This window comes from Kribbella sp. NPDC003557, from assembly GCF_040610805.1.
Classification (GTDB): Bacteria; Actinomycetota; Actinomycetes; order Propionibacteriales; family Kribbellaceae; genus Kribbella.
Map to the genome: position 1 here is coordinate 169,165 of NZ_JBEXMY010000001.1, position 15,324 is coordinate 184,488.

Annotated in this window: 15 protein-coding genes; 8 read left to right on the forward strand and 7 right to left on the reverse strand. The window is 70.3% G+C overall.

Annotated features, from left to right (window positions below; genetic code table 11):
- Positions 1–6: 6 nt before the first annotated feature.
- Genes ABZW60_RS00770 through ABZW60_RS00785 form a run of 4 tightly spaced genes read left to right on the forward strand, consistent with a single transcriptional unit; the run spans position 7 to position 4,141 of the window.
- Entirely contained in the window at positions 7–1,020 is a 1,014-nt protein-coding gene (locus tag ABZW60_RS00770; protein WP_355472606.1) for a Gfo/Idh/MocA family oxidoreductase, read from the forward strand.
- 3 nt (positions 1,021–1,023) lie between these two features.
- On the forward strand, positions 1,024–1,848 hold the full coding sequence (locus ABZW60_RS00775) for a Gfo/Idh/MocA family oxidoreductase (protein WP_355472608.1): 825 nt from the start codon (positions 1,024–1,026) through the stop codon (positions 1,846–1,848).
- Positions 1,845–3,428, forward strand: coding sequence for a hypothetical protein (locus ABZW60_RS00780; protein ID WP_355472610.1), 1,584 nt, complete (start codon positions 1,845–1,847; stop codon positions 3,426–3,428). Before ABZW60_RS00775 ends, ABZW60_RS00780 begins: the two co-directional genes overlap by 4 nt.
- A 2-nt stretch (positions 3,429–3,430) precedes the next feature.
- On the forward strand, positions 3,431–4,141 hold the full coding sequence (locus ABZW60_RS00785; RefSeq protein ID WP_355472612.1) for a 2OG-Fe(II) oxygenase: 711 nt from the start codon (positions 3,431–3,433) through the stop codon (positions 4,139–4,141).
- Here the strand turns inward: ABZW60_RS00785 and ABZW60_RS00790 are convergent.
- Complete coding sequence (locus ABZW60_RS00790) at positions 4,134–4,760, reverse strand: hypothetical protein (protein WP_355472614.1); 627 nt, start codon at positions 4,758–4,760, stop codon at positions 4,134–4,136. The genes ABZW60_RS00785 and ABZW60_RS00790 overlap by 8 nt on opposite strands.
- An 82-nt stretch (positions 4,761–4,842) precedes the next feature.
- On the opposite strand from ABZW60_RS00790, the gene ABZW60_RS00795 reads away from it, so the two are divergent.
- Genes ABZW60_RS00795 through ABZW60_RS00805 form a run of 3 tightly spaced genes read left to right on the forward strand, consistent with a single transcriptional unit; the run spans position 4,843 to position 7,139 of the window.
- Positions 4,843–5,277 carry a GNAT family N-acetyltransferase gene (locus ABZW60_RS00795; protein ID WP_355472616.1) on the forward strand — a complete coding sequence of 145 codons (435 nt, stop codon included), beginning with the start codon at positions 4,843–4,845 and terminating at the stop codon, positions 5,275–5,277.
- Positions 5,278–5,279: 2 nt separating this feature from the next.
- Positions 5,280–6,149: an LLM class flavin-dependent oxidoreductase gene (locus tag ABZW60_RS00800; protein WP_355472618.1), complete on the forward strand. Its 870-nt coding sequence runs from the start codon at positions 5,280–5,282 to the stop codon at positions 6,147–6,149.
- Positions 6,150–6,188: 39 nt separating this feature from the next.
- On the forward strand, positions 6,189–7,139 hold the full coding sequence (locus tag ABZW60_RS00805; protein ID WP_355472620.1) for a formylglycine-generating enzyme family protein: 951 nt from the start codon (positions 6,189–6,191) through the stop codon (positions 7,137–7,139).
- Here ABZW60_RS00805 and ABZW60_RS00810 read toward each other — a convergent pair.
- The 6 genes from ABZW60_RS00810 to ABZW60_RS00835 form a co-directional block, all read right to left on the reverse strand.
- On the reverse strand, positions 7,129–8,355 hold the full coding sequence (locus ABZW60_RS00810) for an MFS transporter (RefSeq protein ID WP_355472622.1): 1,227 nt from the start codon (positions 8,353–8,355) through the stop codon (positions 7,129–7,131). The genes ABZW60_RS00805 and ABZW60_RS00810 overlap by 11 nt on opposite strands.
- Positions 8,352–8,819: a MarR family transcriptional regulator gene (locus ABZW60_RS00815; protein WP_355472624.1), complete on the reverse strand. Its 468-nt coding sequence runs from the start codon at positions 8,817–8,819 to the stop codon at positions 8,352–8,354. Before ABZW60_RS00815 ends, ABZW60_RS00810 begins: the two co-directional genes overlap by 4 nt.
- Positions 8,820–8,839: 20 nt before the next feature.
- Entirely contained in the window at positions 8,840–10,027 is a 1,188-nt protein-coding gene (locus ABZW60_RS00820; protein WP_355472626.1) for an MFS transporter, read from the reverse strand.
- Between the two features lie 150 nt (positions 10,028–10,177).
- Positions 10,178–11,158: a hypothetical protein gene (locus ABZW60_RS00825; RefSeq protein WP_355472627.1), complete on the reverse strand. Its 981-nt coding sequence runs from the start codon at positions 11,156–11,158 to the stop codon at positions 10,178–10,180.
- Positions 11,155–12,444 carry an MFS transporter gene (locus ABZW60_RS00830; protein WP_355472629.1) on the reverse strand — a complete coding sequence of 430 codons (1,290 nt, stop codon included), beginning with the start codon at positions 12,442–12,444 and terminating at the stop codon, positions 11,155–11,157. Before ABZW60_RS00830 ends, ABZW60_RS00825 begins: the two co-directional genes overlap by 4 nt.
- A 65-nt stretch (positions 12,445–12,509) precedes the next feature.
- Positions 12,510–14,096, reverse strand: coding sequence for a discoidin domain-containing protein (locus tag ABZW60_RS00835; protein ID WP_355472631.1), 1,587 nt, complete (start codon positions 14,094–14,096; stop codon positions 12,510–12,512).
- Between the two features lie 157 nt (positions 14,097–14,253).
- On the opposite strand from ABZW60_RS00835, the gene ABZW60_RS00840 reads away from it, so the two are divergent.
- The gene (locus tag ABZW60_RS00840; RefSeq protein ID WP_355472633.1) at positions 14,254–15,228 is read left to right on the forward strand and encodes an aldo/keto reductase; all 975 of its coding nucleotides are present in this window, start codon (positions 14,254–14,256) and stop codon (positions 15,226–15,228) included.
- Positions 15,229–15,324: the final 96 nt, after the last annotated feature.

Consider the following 15,324-nt stretch of genomic DNA (forward strand, 5'->3'; position numbering starts at 1 on the left):
GGTCCTATGCGTTTCGCCCTGATCGGTGCCGGTGTGATCGGCGCCGTGCACGCCCGCCTCATCGATGCCCTCGGCGACGAAGCCGTCCTGGCCGCCGTCGTGGACAAGGATCTCGACCGCGCCGGACAACTGGTCGAGCAGTACGGCGGTCACGCCTACGCGACACCGGCCGAGGCCTACGCCGCCGAGGAGATCGACGCGGTCGGCATCTGCCTGCCCAGCGCACTGCACGCCGACGTCGCCGTCGAGGCGCTGCGCGCGGGCAAGCACGTGGTCGTCGAGAAGCCGGTCGACATCACGCTGGCCGCCGCGGACCGGCTGATCGACGCGCACCGGGAGACCGGCCTGACCGTCGCGGTGATCAGCCAGCGCCGGTTCCAGCCTCCGGTCGCGCAGATCCGGGCCGCGATCGACAGCGGCGCACTCGGCCGCGTGACGTCCGGGATCGCCGAGTCCGCGTTCTTCCGGCCGCAGTCGTACTACGACGGCGACGACTGGCGCGGCACCCTCGCGGTCGACGGCGGCGGCGCCCTGATGAACCAGGGCATCCACGCACTCGACCTGCTGGTCTGGATGCTCGGCCGCCCGGTCCGGGTGAGCGCGCAGACCGGACGCCTCGCGCACGAGGGCATCGAGGTCGAGGATCTCGCCGGGGCGTCGATCGTCTTCGAGAGCGGCGCGATCGGCCTGATGCTCGCCAGTACGGCGGCGTACCCGGGCCGTCCGGTGCGGCTGACGATCCACGGCGACCAAGGGACGGCGGTCCTGGACGACGACGAGCTCGCGTACTTCGCCGCCGCGGATGCCGCGGCCCCCGAAGCGCCGGCGCTGGAAGGGCCGGACGGCTGGGGTCCGACCGAGCTCGCGCACCTCGCGCAGTACCGCGACTTCATCGCCGCCGTCCGCGACGGCCGTCCGCCGACGGTGACGCTGGAGGCCGGGCGGCGGTCGCTGGCGACCGTACTCGCCGTCTACGAGTCCGCCCGCTCCGGGCAGCCGGTCGATCTGAAGGAGAACTGATCCATGCCGCTGCGCGTCGCCCTCGTCGGCACCGAGAACAGCCACGCCGACCACATCGTCGAGCACCTGAACGTCGACCCTGTTGCGGACACGGCGCGCATCGTCGCGCTGGTCGGCGCGGACGACGAACGCAACCGCAAGCTCGCTGCGACCGGCGGCGTCACCCAGGTGGTGCCGACGTCGGCGGAGTTGCTCGGCAGCGTCGACGCGCTGATCGTCACCAACCGGGACGGTGCGCTGCACGCCGAGCACGCCGTACCGTTCCTGGAGGCCGGCATCCCCGTGTGGGTGGACAAGCCGCTGGCCGCGAGTACGGCGGATGCGCGGGCGATCCTGGACGCGGCGCGGCGTGGTGGCGCGGCGGTGACGTCGTACTCCGCGGTGCGGTGGGTCGCGGACGCCGATGCACTCGCGGCCGCCGAGGTGGGTGAGCTCCAGGCCGTCACGGTCACCGGACCGGCCGATCCGGACAGCGAGTACAGCGGGATCTTCTTCTACGGGATCCACGCGGCCGACCTGGCGCAGCGACTCGCGCCCGGCGAGCCGGGGCCGGTCACCGTCGAGCGGGTCGGCTCCACCGTCGTCGTGCGCTACCTGTGCGGCGGGGTGCTCGTGACCCTGCAACTCGTGAAGCCGACGGACGACGGGCGGGTGCCGTTCCACGCCGAGATCGTCGGGCGCACCGGGCTGGTGAGTCACGACGTACGGCTGGACTCGGAGTACGTCGTCCCTGGTCTGAAGGTGTTCCTCGACATGCTCGAGACCGGTGAGCGACCGCTCGACGACGCCACCATGCTCGCCCCGATCACCGTGCTGGAACAGGTGTGAGGCGCCTCGTCGCGGTCCTCGCACTGGTGCTCGCCGGCGGGTCGGTGACGCCTGCCGCGGCCGAGGTCGGTACGCCGGAGATCACCATCGACACGCCCGTCGACAGCGCCGGTCAGGTCACCGTCCACGGCCGGTACAGCGACGTGTCGGGGATCCAGTTGGTCGTCGACGCGCAGCGGACCGTGCCGGTGACGATGGACACGGCGACCGGCACGTGGAGTGCGACGGTCGATCTCCGTGGCGTGGACGGGACGGTCGGTCTCGCGGCGCACGGGAAGAACCTGCAGACGCTGTACAACCAGTGGTCGCCGTTCATCTCGGTGGACGTGCACAACCCTGGTGCGGCGAAGCCGAAGGTCGCGATCACCTCGCCGGAGATGGGCGCGGCGATCGGCGGGACGCGGTTCGCGGCGACGATCGCGGTGGACTCGCGTCGCCCGCTGCGACGGGTCGAGGCCCGTGTGAACGGCGGCGCCTGGCGGATCGCTCAGCCGGTGGCGGGTGGCTATCGGGTGCACCTCGACGCCGCGAAGGGGTTCGCCGGTCTGGAGGCACGCGCGGTCGACGTCACCGGGCAGGTCGGGCTGTCGCCCAGCACGTACGTCGCGGTTGGCGGCGCAGTGCGTCCGGCCCAGCAGCGATACTCCCAAGACCGGGCGATGTGGCTGTGGGAGCAGGACTCGTACCCGGCCGTCTTCGACAGCGCGGCGCGGGACCGGCTCGGCCGGGTCATGGACGACACCACGACGTTCGGCTCGGATCCGGTGCGGACGGTGTACGTCGGCGTCGCGGCGTACCAGGGCCGGGACATGCTGCGGGACTCGCGCGGCCGGGTCGCGGCGTTCGTCCGGTGGGCGCGCGGGCGCGGGTACCACGTGCAGGCGGTGATCGCGGGCGGCACGGTTCCGCCGTACCTGGGTGCGTTGCCGCAGTACCAGCACATCGCGGTGAGTGAGTTCACCAAGGTGCTCGACTACAACCTCGCCGTACCCGCCGATGCCCGGTTCGACGGGGTGAACGTGGACATCGAGCCGTATCTGTTGCCGCAGTGGAAGGAGCCCGGCACGACGCTGCCGACAGTGTGGCTCGATCTGCTGGAGCAGTTCATGCGATTGCGCGATGCGTCCGGTCAGCAGCTGCTCGTCGGGCCCGCGATCCCGTTCTGGTTCGACAGCTCGGACTGCTGTACGGCGATCACGTGGCACGGGAAGACCGCGCCGCTGAGCGACCACGTGCAGGACCTCACCGACTACGTCTCACTCATGGACTACACCGAGACCGCGACCGGGATCGTGGCCCGCGCCGCCCACGAGATCGCGTACGGCGAGCCGCTGTCGGTCGTCATCGGGGTGGAGAGCAAGGACCTGTCCGGGACCGGCGATCCGGAGACCGTGACCTTCTACGAGGAAGGTCGCACCTACATGGAAGCCGAGCTGGACAAGGTGTACGCGGCTGAGACCTCTGCCTCGTTCGCGGGTATCGCGATGCACCACTACGGCAGCCTGCTCCTGCTGCCGTCCGTCTGGGGCGAGGGCGGCGTCTATTACCCTCACACGACCGGGAGCCGCACCGTTCCATAGGTATGAACAGGTACGAGCGACGAGTGGCCGGAGCCGACTGGGACGCCGTGGCGGCGGAGGTGGACGACCTCGGTTGTGCCCTGCTGCCACAGCTGCTGACGCCGGCCGAGTGTGCGCGGATCGCCGGGCTGTACGACGACGTCCAGCGGTTCCGGGCGACGATCGACATGGCACGGCACCGGTTCGGCGAGGGGCAGTACCGGTACTTCGACCGGCCGTTCCCCGAGGCGGTGGAGTCGTTGCGGCAGGCGCTGTATCCGCGGCTGCTGCCGATCGCGCGCGAGTGGTACGCGAAGCTCGGCCGGGAGGCGGAATGGCCGGACACGCTCGACGAGTGGCTGGACGCGTGCCATCGGGCCGGCCAGGAACGACCTACGCCGATCCTCCTGCGGTACGGCGCGGGCGACTGGAACGCACTGCACCGGGACCTGTACGGCGACAAGGTGTTCCCGCTGCAGGTCGTCATCAACCTGAACGACCCGGGCGTCGACCACACCGGCGGCGAGTTCCTACTGGTCGAGCAGCGGCCGCGGGCGCAGTCGCGGGGTACGTCGACGCTGATCCCGCAGGGCCAGGGGCTGGTCTTCACGACCCGCGACCGGCCGGTGAAGTCGGCGCGCGGCTGGTCGGCCGCGCCCGTCCGGCACGGTGTGTCCGCGATCCGCTCAGGACAGCGCCATACGCTCGGACTCGTCTTCCACGACGCTAAATAGAACTGCAGATGTCCCACGCGGACCGGCGGAGGAAGGCCGCGGTTTCGTCGTCGAGACCTTTCACCGGGGCGTCGATGCCGACCGGGTCCTCGGCGAGGAGGGCGATCAGGAAGACGCACGCCGCGAGATAACTGCCGGCGAGCGCCGGGTGACTGTTGTCCGCGTCGTGGAGTGCGGGTTCGTCGTGCTCGGCGAGGAAGCGTTCCCAGATCATCCCGACCGGGACGAGCGTCGCACCCAGCTCGGCCGCGGCGCCGCCGTACGCGTCGGTCAGCGCCCGCTGGGTCTCCGGCGCGTTCCGCCGCGCCCAGGTCAGGTACAGCGCCGTCCGCGCACCGGCGGCGCTGATCGCCGCGTCGAAGTCACGGGCGCTCTCGCGGAAGCGGTCCGGGCTCTTGATCGGCAGCGTGCTCTGCTCCTGGAGCACCACGGTGTCGTACCCGCCGTTCGCGATCTCGTCGAGCGCCTTGCCGGCGTTGAGATGCTGCCGCAGGGACGCGCCGCCGGCCGAGATCAGCTTGTGTTCGATCGTGGTTCCCCGCGCGGCGGCCAGGCCCTTCAGCAGGCCGGGCAGGTTGTTCCGGGAGGTGAAGCTGTTACCGACGAAGAGGATCCGCACGACACGGACGCTACTACTCCCCCGGCCATTTTCAGCCCTGAATCGGTTTGACCGGCGGCCCGACCCGCTGTTGGGTTGCGGGGTGAGCGAGCTTCGGATCGTGCCGGTCAGCGACGAGCAGACCCTGCTGGACTGGCAGCGGGTACACAACGAGATCATCCCGACGGCGCCGCTGTCGGTGGCGGAGATCCGCGAGCGGGTGACCCGGAACGTGCTCGAGGTGGCCTACGACGGCGACGTCCTCGTCGGGTGTTCCACAGTCCGCCCGCCGTCGGACGAGACCCCGGCCGCGGTGGTGATCGCCCGGGTGCTCCTGGCGTACCGGCGGCGCGGGTTCGGTACGGCGATCTACGAGCACTGCCTGGAGCGTGGACGATCGCTGGCTGATCGGATCGAGACGCACATTCTGGCCAGCAACGAGGACGGCCTTCGGTTCGCGAAGGCGCACGGTTTCGTCGAGGTGGAGACGTACCTGCTGCCGGGCGACACCATTCCGTTCGTCGAACTACGGTTGTGATCATGCGTTTTTCTGTCAACATCCCGAACTTCGGGGATTTCGCGGACGCCCGGACCGTCGCGCGGGTGGCGACGGCCGCCGAGCAGGCCGGGTGGGACGGGCTGTTCCTCTGGGACCATGTGGTGCACAGCAAGGAGCGGCGGCGCGGGCAGCCGTTCGGCGACCCGTGGATGCTGATGACCGCGGCCGCGCTGGCGACGTCGCGGATCAAGCTCGGTCCGCTGGTCACGCCGGTCGCGCGGCGGCGGCCCGAGCAGCTCGCCCGGCAGGTCGCCACGCTCGACGGGCTGAGCGGCGGCCGGGTGATCTTCGGCGCGGGGCTCGGCGGGCCGATCGACGACGAGTTCGGCAGCTTCGGCGACGAGACCGACCCGAAGGTGCTGGCCTCGAAGCTGGACGAGGGCCTCGACCTGCTGGCGGCGTACTGGTCCGGTGACCGCGTGAACCACGCCGGCGAGCACTACCGCGCCGACGACGTGGAGCTGCTGCCCGCCTCGGTCCAGCGCCCGCGGCCGCCGGTCTGGATCGCCGGGTACTGGCCGCGCAAGGCCCCGATGCGCCGCGCGGCGCGCTGGGACGGCGCCGTACCGCTGTTCAAGACCGCCAACCACGGCGAGGCCCCGCCGGTCGACGAGCTGCGCGACCTGGTCACGTTCGTGAACGAGCAGCGCGCGGACCTGGGCACGCCGTACGACGTGATCGTCGGCGGCATCAGCCCGGCCGACCCGGTCCGCTCCCGCGCCCTGATCGAGCCGCTCGCCGAGGCGGGCGCGACCTGGTGGGACGAGCGCCAGCTCATCACCGGCACCGACTTCTACCGCCTCGATCCCGTCCTGCGGCGGATCGAGCAGGGACCGCCGAGCCTCGGATAGGCAGCTTCGCGCCCGGAGCAGCGAACTAAGCTGGCGGGCATGAGCGACGAGCATCCGTCCTGCTGTGCGCCTGCCCGGACCGGGGTCCCGCTGGACCTCCCGGTCCGGTCCTCCGTGCCGAGCGCGGCCGGTGAGCACGGGATCGAGCAGATCGCGCTCGGCGGCGGCTCGTTCGCGATGGGGAACAGCAACGGCGACGAGAACGCCGGTGACGGTGAGACGCCGGTGCACCAGGTCGAGGTGGCGCCGTTCAGCATCGACGCGACCAGCGTGACGAACGCCGACTTCGCCCGCTTCGCCGACGCGACCGGCTACCGGACCGAGGCCGAGACCTTCGGGTACTCCGCGGTGTTCCACCTCGCGCTGGCCGCCGAGCCGGACGAAGTGATGGGCCCGGCGTCCGGCACCCCGTGGTGGGCCGGCGTCCGCGGCGCCGACTGGCGGCACCCGGGCGGTTCGCGATCCGATCTCGACGGGCTCGACGACCATCCCGTCACCCACGTGAGCTGGAACGACGCGGTCGCGTACTGCAAGTGGGCCGGCCGCCGGCTGCCGACCGAGGCCCAGTGGGAGTACGCCGCCCGCGGCGGTCTCGAAGGCGCCCGCTACCCGTGGGGCGACGAGCTGCTCGGCGACGACGGCGCGTGGCCGTGCAACATCTGGCAGGGCGAGTTCCCGCGGGCGAACACCGAGGAGGACGGCTACCTGACGACCGCCCCGGTGCGCACCTTCGAGCCGAACGGCTACGGCCTGTGGCAGATGGTCGGGAACGTCTGGGAGTGGTGCGAGGACTGGTTCGGCCCGCGCTACTACAAGTTCTCCCCGGCGGAGAACCCGCACGGCCCGTCGCTCGGCGCGGCGCGGGTGATGCGCGGCGGCTCGTACCTGTGCCACGACTCGTACTGCAATCGCTACCGCAACGCCGCCCGCTCGTCGAACACCCCGGAGTCGTCGATGGGCAACGCCGGCTTCCGCACCGTCAGTCCGTAACCGGGAGCTCTTCGGCGGCTCGCAGGCCCGGCGTCGTGCCGGCGACCGCAGCGACGGCCGCGACACACAGCAAGGCTCCGGACGCGAGCGAGACGACGGGTGAGGTCAGCTGTGCGACGACGCCGCCACGGAGGTTGCCGAGATCAGGGCCGGCCTGGCCGACGATCTGCTCGGCGGCGCTGACCCGGCCGAGCAGCTCGGTCGGTGTGTGCAGCTGGACGATCGTGCTCCGCGAGACGACCGCGACGGTGTCCGCGGCGCCCGCGACCGCGAGGCAGGCCAAGGCCGGCCAGGCGGACGGCGAGAACGCGAACAACAGCAGCGCGATCCCCCATCCGGCCGAACCGCACAGCATCACCAGGCCGTGCCGCGGCAGCCGGGTGAACGACCCGGAGAACAACGACGCGGCCACCCCGCCGACGGCGATCGCGGTCAGGAACAACCCGAGCGTCCGCGGATTGTTGCCGAACCGCTCCGCGTTGATCACCGGGAACAGGCTGATCGGCATCGACAGCACGGTCGCGGCCAGGTCGGTGATCAACGCGCCCCGGATCACCGGTGTCGCGGCGATGAACGTCAGGCCGTCCCACACCCCACGCAGTCCGGGCTTCGCGGTGGCCGTGATCCGCAGGCGCGGCAGCCCGAGGACGCCGTACAGCGCGGCGAGGAAGCTCAGCGCGTCGACCAGGTAGCAGACGCCGACACCCCAGGTGCCGACGATCACGCCGCCGAGCGCCGGGCCGAGCAGCATCGCGCCCTGGAACCCGATCCGGTTGAGCGCCAGCCCGGCCGCCAGCTGGTCCCGCGACAGCAGCTGCGGCAACACCGTGCGCGCGACAGGTCCGGCGGTCGCGCCGAACGACGCCTGGACGGCGACCAGCGCCAGCAGTACCCCGACCGGGACCCGGCCGATCACCAACTGACTCGCCATGACGGTTGCGGTGAGCAACTGCGCGATCGTGGTGACCAGGTAGATCCGGCGCCGCTCGAACCGGTCGACGAGCGTGCCGGCGAACAGGCCGAGCACGATCAGCGGCACCGCCTGCGCCAGCCCGACCGCGCCGGTCCAGGCCGGGCTCGCGGTCTGGTCCCACACCTGGAACATCACCGCGACGAAGGTCAACTGACCGCCGAACGCCGACAGCACCTGGCCGATCCACAACCGCCGGTACGTCAGCACGCGCAGCGGGCCGAGATCGATGAGCGCCCGCTTCACCGCAGCTTCTCCGTGATGCGGTCGTGGAAGCTCTTCCGGGCCAGCGCCGCCTCGACGTCGCGGACCACCTGACTCATCGGATACGGCAGCTCCGCCTCGAGCTCGGCGATCGCGGCCTCGGTGGCCCGCCACTCGGCGGCCAGCAGTTCGACGAGCTTCTTCGACTTGGCGGTCAGCGTGACCTGCTTGCTCCGCGCGTCCGCCCCCGGCACGGTCCGCACCAGGCCTGCGGCGCGCATCCCGGCCACCTTCTGACTGAGCGCCGAGTGCGTCCGCCCGATCGCGTCGGCGAGCTCGGTGATCGTCATCGGTCCCCTGAGGTGCAGCTGGAGCAGCTCCCGCACGTAGGTCGGCTTCAGCCCTTTGATGTCGCGATCGGTGTAGATCCGCCCGATCTCGGCATCCATCCTCCCCAGCAACTCGTGCAGCGGCCGCCACAAACTCTGCTCCGTCGGATCCTCCATGGCGCCGATCATAACAGCACTTATATAAGTGCTGTTACTTTTGCTTCCGGAACCGTCGAGCGGCGGCGCGCGATCCGGGCGGCGGCCGGCCCGGCGGTGAGGAGGCTGATCGCGGCGACGGTCGCGAAGCCGTAGCGGGTGTCGGAGCGGCCGGTCACGACCGAGGTGACCAGCATGACGACGACGGTCGCGGCCAGCCCGTACCCGTTGGCCAGTCCGAACGCGCGCCCGACCCGCGACTCGTCCACCGACGTCATCAGCAGCGCCCGCGTCGCGATCCGCGCCTGCCCGAACAGGAAGGCACCCAGCGGCACGAGCGCCATCAGCACCGGTACGCCGAAGAGCGGCTGGAGCGCGAACAACGACGTACAGATCAGCAGAGCGCCGATCGCGAGTCTCAGGTCACCGAAGCGGGCGGCGGATCGGCGGTAGACGGCCGCGGCGAGCAGGAACCCGGCTCCGCCCAACGCATCCACCACGCCGAGCAGGGCCGGGCCGCGGTGCCACTCCCCGATCAGCAGGACCGGCAGCAGGGCGTTGAAGACCGTCACGACAACGAGACCTTGCCCGAACAGGACGGCCAGCGGCGCGAGCGGGATCCCTGAGCGCGTCGCGGCGCGAGTGGCTGCCGGCGGCAACTCTTCCGGCCGGCGAGCGGTTCCCGCCAGATACACCAGTACGGCGGACAGCGCGAAGGTCAGGGCGTTGAACGCGAAGAGCGGCTCCGGACCGAAGTACTGGAGGGCGACTCCCCCGACACACGCGGACAGCAGCATGCCGCACTGGAGGGCGATCTCGTAGTGCGCGTTGAAGCGGCGCAGGTGTGTGGCCGGCACCCGCTCGCGGATGAGCGCCGCGCTCGCCGGCGTGAACTGGGCGGCGATGACGGCCAAGGCGAAGTTGGTCGCGTAGACGAGCGGTTGCTGGGACACCCCGAGCGCGAGACCGAGCGGGAGAGCCAGCGCGGCCACCGCGCCGGCGAGATCACAGCCGACCCACAGGTGGCGCCGGTCGAAGCGGTCGGCGAGGCGGCCGAAGTACGGCGACAGCACAGCCTGCGGCACCGCGACCGCGATGAACAGCCAGCCGACATCGAGCATCGAGCCCTGCGCGCGGACCAGCAGCAGCGCGGCGCCGAGCAGTTGGATGTTGTTGCCGAGGGAGGTGATGAAGGCTGCCGGCAGCAGCAGCTGGGGTCGAGAAATCACCCGGCCGACAGTGCCAGCAAACCCTGACAATCCATGTCAGCGATCTTCCCGCCGCTCCAGTTGAGCACATCCAACTCAGGGGCTGTCCCCCGAACTGGAGGGTTGCCCGCTGGAAATTCGAGGGGGCAACCCTCCAGGTGAGTGGGCAAGCTAGGTCAAGGACGGGCTCGTGGCTTTCGGGATCAGGAGTTTGGCGGGGGTGGTCAGGCCGACGGACCAGACGTCCAGGGTGTTGTCGGAGTTGCGGATCGGGTAGAGGAGGGTGGCGTTGCCCTGCCAGAGCGGCTGATCGTCGATCGGGCGGTCCTCGGCGGGGTGGGTGATGCGGCGGGTGGTGAGGTCCAGGACGGCCAGGCGCCAGGTGCCGTCGGGGTTCTTCTGCTTGTAGGCGATCCGGCGGCCGTCGGGTGAGAGGGACGGGCACTCGACGTTCTCGGCGATCGCGGTGCCGCGGTACGCGCGGTAGTCGGCCTCGATCAGGTACGTCCTGCCCTTGCTCGCCATCGTCACGTAGAAACGGTTGCCGTCGGCGCCGAAGGTGATGCCCCAGTAGTTGACGTCCGACGCGAAGTAGCGCTTCCCGCCGACGAAGACCGCGAGCTCCTCGATCGTTTTCACCAGCCGCCCGGTGTCCACCTCGTACAGTCCGGTGCGGGTCGAGAACCCGCTGGCGGCGTACGAGTCGCCGGTGACGAACATCGTCCAGTTCACGATCCGTCCGTCCGGCGAGACCCGCGCCCGGCTCGGCGTACCGGGCAGGGTCTCGCGGTGGCGCTCGCGGAGGTCGGCGTCGAGCACGATCATCTCGGTCAGCGCGGGGAGCGAGTTCGGCTTCAGCCGCAGGCAGATCGCGGTTCCGTGTGCGGCGGCGAACCGGTCGCAGTGCAGCTCCCCTACCCGCCGGGCGGTCCCTGGGTCGTCCGTGGGTACGGCGGCCAGTTTGCCGGTGTCCGGTCCGTCGGCGAGGTTGCGGAAGTACAGCGTCCTGCCGTCGAGCCGCATCGGTTGCCCCGTGACGACCGGTACGGCGTTCTCGGCGGCGCCGCCGTCGCGGGCGTGAGCGACGTAGGTGATCGCGCCGCCGAGGAGGGCGAGGATGCCGATCGCGGTGACGAGTAGCCGGCGCTTCATCGGCGTACCTCCAGTGGTTTGAGGACGGCCGCCGCCAGCGTGACCGCCAGCAGGCCGGCGGTGAAGGTCAGCAGCGCGGGGCGGAGGTCCCAGAGGGTCCAGAGCAGGCCGACGGTGACGGCGGCGGCCATGCGGGCCAGCGCCTGACCGGTCTGCAGTACGGCGAGCCCGCTCGCACGGAGGTGCTCCGGGAGGAGCGGGCCGACCGCGGCCGGCAGCACGCCATCAGTCGCGGCATAAAAGCCGCCGTGCAACACAAGCACCAGCCACCAGTTGCCGACCGGGCCGGCCACGAGGAGCAACGCGATCACCAGCGCAAGATGCCCGCCGATGAAGACCTTCCACCGCCCGACCCGATCACCCAGCCGACCAAGCGGAATCGCAAGCAACAGAAAGGTCCCAGCAGTCCCCAACGGCAGCAACGGAAACAGCCCAGCATCAATATCCCAACGACGCTGCACCGCAAGGTAGACAAACGAGTCGGTAATCGTGAACAACCCCAACGCAGCCGCCCACAAACAACACTTCCGAAACTCGGCGTCCCCCAGCAAACCCACCACCGAGCCCGCCCTCCGGGCGGGCGGGAGGGACGGAGCAACGCCCGCGGCCGGCGACGCGTTCGGCACCCCGGTGGCAGAGACCGGGGCAGGCACGCCCGTGGCGGCACGGGACGCAGGCAGGCCAGCGGCAGCTGGCGCCTCCGGCGCCCCGGCGGCGGTAGGCACGCCCTTGGCGGGAGCTGACGGCTGGTGGTCTTGGACGAAGGTAGTCAGGAGGAGGACGGCGGAGGTGGCCAGGGCGAAGCTGGTGACGAAGATTGCGTTGTAGTTGTTGAGGCTGGACCAGAGGACGAGGGTTGCGGCCAAGGGGCCCAGGAAGGCTCCTACGGTGTCCAGGGCTCGATGTACGCCGAAGGATTGGCCCATGGTCGACGGCTCGCTGCTCAGGGAGATCAGGGCGTCCCGGGGTGCTGTGCGGATTCCCTTGCCGGCGCGGTCCGCGGCCAGGACCGCGCCGATCGCGGGGACCGAGGACCCGGCGGCGAGGAAGCCGAGTTTCGCGACCGCGGAGAGGGCGTAGCCGACGCCGGCGACGGCCTTCAACCGTCGCCAGCGGTCGGCCACATGTCCGCCGGCCAGCCGCAGTACGGCGGTGGCCCCGGCGTACAGGCCGTCGAGCAGGCCGAACTGCAGCGGGTTCAGCCCGAGCCCGAAGACCAGGTACATCGGCAGGATCGCGGTCACCATCTCGGCCGACACGTCGGTCACCAGGCTGACGATGCCCAAGGCAACGACATTCCCGGGGACCCGGCGCAGCGGCGCCCGCAGCGGGCCGACGGATGCCAGGTACATCAGTGGCAGCTGTACGTCGGGCTGCTGTCGAGCACGTCGCCGTCCAGCCCGACCAGCTGGGTGGCGAACGTGCTGTCGGTCATCGACAGCTTCAGCACCCCGAAGTCCGAGATGATCTTGGCGGTGGCCGGATGCGCGGCGTGCACCGGGTACAGCGGCGCGCCGCCCATACCGCCGATGATCTGCACCGGCCCGTTCGCGTCCTTGTCGCCGTCCGCGTTCTGCGGCACGAAGCGCTCGTAGTGGTGGTCGTGGCCGTTCAGCACCAGGTCGGTCTTCGCCGACACGAGCGTCTGCCAGAGCGGATCGGCGTCCGCGTTGTCGCCGTGGTCACCGGAGCTGAACCGCGGGTGGTGGTAGTACGCGGCGATGCAGCCCTTGGTGTTGTTCGCGAGGTCCTGCTTCAGCCAGGTGAGCTGCGCCGGCTCGGCCAGCCCTTCTTCCTTGACGAAGTCGTTCGAGTCGAGGGCGACGAAGTGCCAGTTGCCGAGGTTCCAGCTGTAGTAGTTCTTGCCCTGCGGCGTCGCGATCGACCCGAAGTAGTCGTGGTATCCCTCGAACGGCGTGTCGTCGTAGGTCTCGTGGTTGCCCGGGATCGGGTGCGTGATGGCCTTGAACTTCCCCCAGGTCTTCGCGTAGTAGTTCTGGAAGTCCGACAGGTGCGCGTCGTCGTACTGGTTGTCGCCCATCGTGATCACCGCGGCCGGGTTCATCGCCTGAACCAGGTTGGCGGTCTTCGGGTGGATGCAGTCGGAGTCGGACGCCGTGCAGCGGTCCGCGATGTCCCCCGCCGCCGCGAGCACGAAGCTCCCGGTGCCGCCGGCGCTGGTGGTCACCGTGATCGGCGCGCTCGCCGCGGACACGTTCCCGGCCAGGTCGCGGGCGCGCACCGAGTACGTGTACGCCGTGTTCGCGGTCAGCCCCGTGTCGTTGTACTGCGTGCCCGGCGTCGTCGCGACCACCGTGCCGCCGCGCAGAACGTCGTACCCGCTGACGCCCACGTTGTCGCTCGAGCCGGTCCAACTGAGGGCCACGGAAGTCCCCGTGACGCCGGTGCTCTTCAGACCGGACGGAACAGTCGGCGCCTGGGTGTCGCCGCTCGAGTCGGCCGTGCCGTAGACCTGGATCTCCCAGAGCGAGTACCCGTACGACGTGCCGCGCTTGGTGCCGACGAGCCGCACGTACCGGCCGTGCGCCTGCAGGCCGGTCAGGTCGTCGGTCGCACCGTTGCCATCCGCAACTTCCTTGACCGTGGTGAAGTCGGTCCCGTTGTCGGAGACCTCGATCCGGTACGCCTTCGCGTACGCGGCCTCCCAGTTCAGCTTGACCCGGCCGACCGCGGCCGGCTGACCGAGGTCGACGCGGATCCACTGCGGATCGACGCCTTCGGCGCTGGCCCAGCGGGTCGACGTACTGCCGTCGACCGCCTTCGCAGCGGTCAGGGTGTCGTCCTCGACGCTCGAGGCGAGCACGGGTCTGCCCTGCGACAGCAGGGTGTCGGCGTTCATCCGGGCGCTGGCGGCAGAGCCGCCCAGCGCGGCGAGCAGGCCGACGGGTAACACCAGCGCGAGCATGCGCAGTCTCATGAGATCCCTCCGGGGGCGCGGAGCCAGAATTGTTAGGAAGGTTACCTAACAGCTAATGGTAGGTAAAGGGGTCAATTTTGTTATATGCACTGAGTGCATCAAATCTACTCAGAAGATTCATTGGACGGATGAGTGCCGCGATGGTTGGCTCGAGAGCATGGATATGCGCACGTTGGGACGAGCAGGAATCGAGGTCAGCCCGGTCGGGTTCGGGTGCTGGGCGATCGGCGGGCCGTTCAGCAACCCCGCCGGTGAACCGCTCGGCTGGGGCGAGGTCGACGACGAGGAGTCGGTGCGGGCGATCCGCCGGGCGGTCGAGCTCGGCGTGACGTTCTTCGACACCGCGGACGTGTACGGCGCCGGCCACAGCGAGCGCGTCCTCGGCCGGGCCCTCGACGGGATCCGCGACCAGGTGGTGATCGCCACCAAGTGGGGCAACACGTTCGACGAGTCGACCCGGGTCATGCACCACCAGGACAGCACCCCGGAGTACGTCCACAAGGCCGTGCGGGCGTCCCTCGAGCGACTGGGCACCGACTACCTGGATCTGTACCAGTTGCACTTCGACACCACCGACGAGATCGCGCTGCCGCTGCGCGAGGCCTGCGAGGAACTGGTCCGCGAAGGGCTGATCCGCGGCTACGCCTGGAGCACCGACACGGTGCACAGCGCGGAGCTCTTCGCGCAGGGCGAGCACTGCACCGCGGTCCAGCACGAGGCGAGCGTGCTGCACGACGCGCCGGACTTCTTCGCGCTGTGCGAGCGCGAGGACCTGGCCAGCATCAACCGGACGCCGCTGGGCATGGGGATCCTCGGCCGCCGGGACGCGAACAGGCCGGCCACCGGCGCGGACATCCGCACGCTGCCGCCGTCCTGGCTGCGGTACTTCGACGACGGCGGCGTACCGGCGCCGGAGTGGTGGGACAAGGTGTCCGCGATCCGCGACGTCCTGGAGAGCGACGGCCGGACCTTGGCGCAGGGCGCGCTCGCCTGGCTGTGGGCACGCAGCCCGCGGACCGTGCCGATCCCCGGCTTCCGGACCGTCGCGCAGGCCGAGGAGAACGCCCGCGCGATGGAGTTCGGCCCGCTGACCGAGGACCAACTGTCCGAGGTCGCCAAGCTGCTGGTCTGACGCACTGCCGAGCTGACTGACGAGGCCCCGCGGATCGCGGGGCCTTGTCAGTCTGGATGTTTATCGATATACCTACTGGCGTGCGGCGACAGTGGA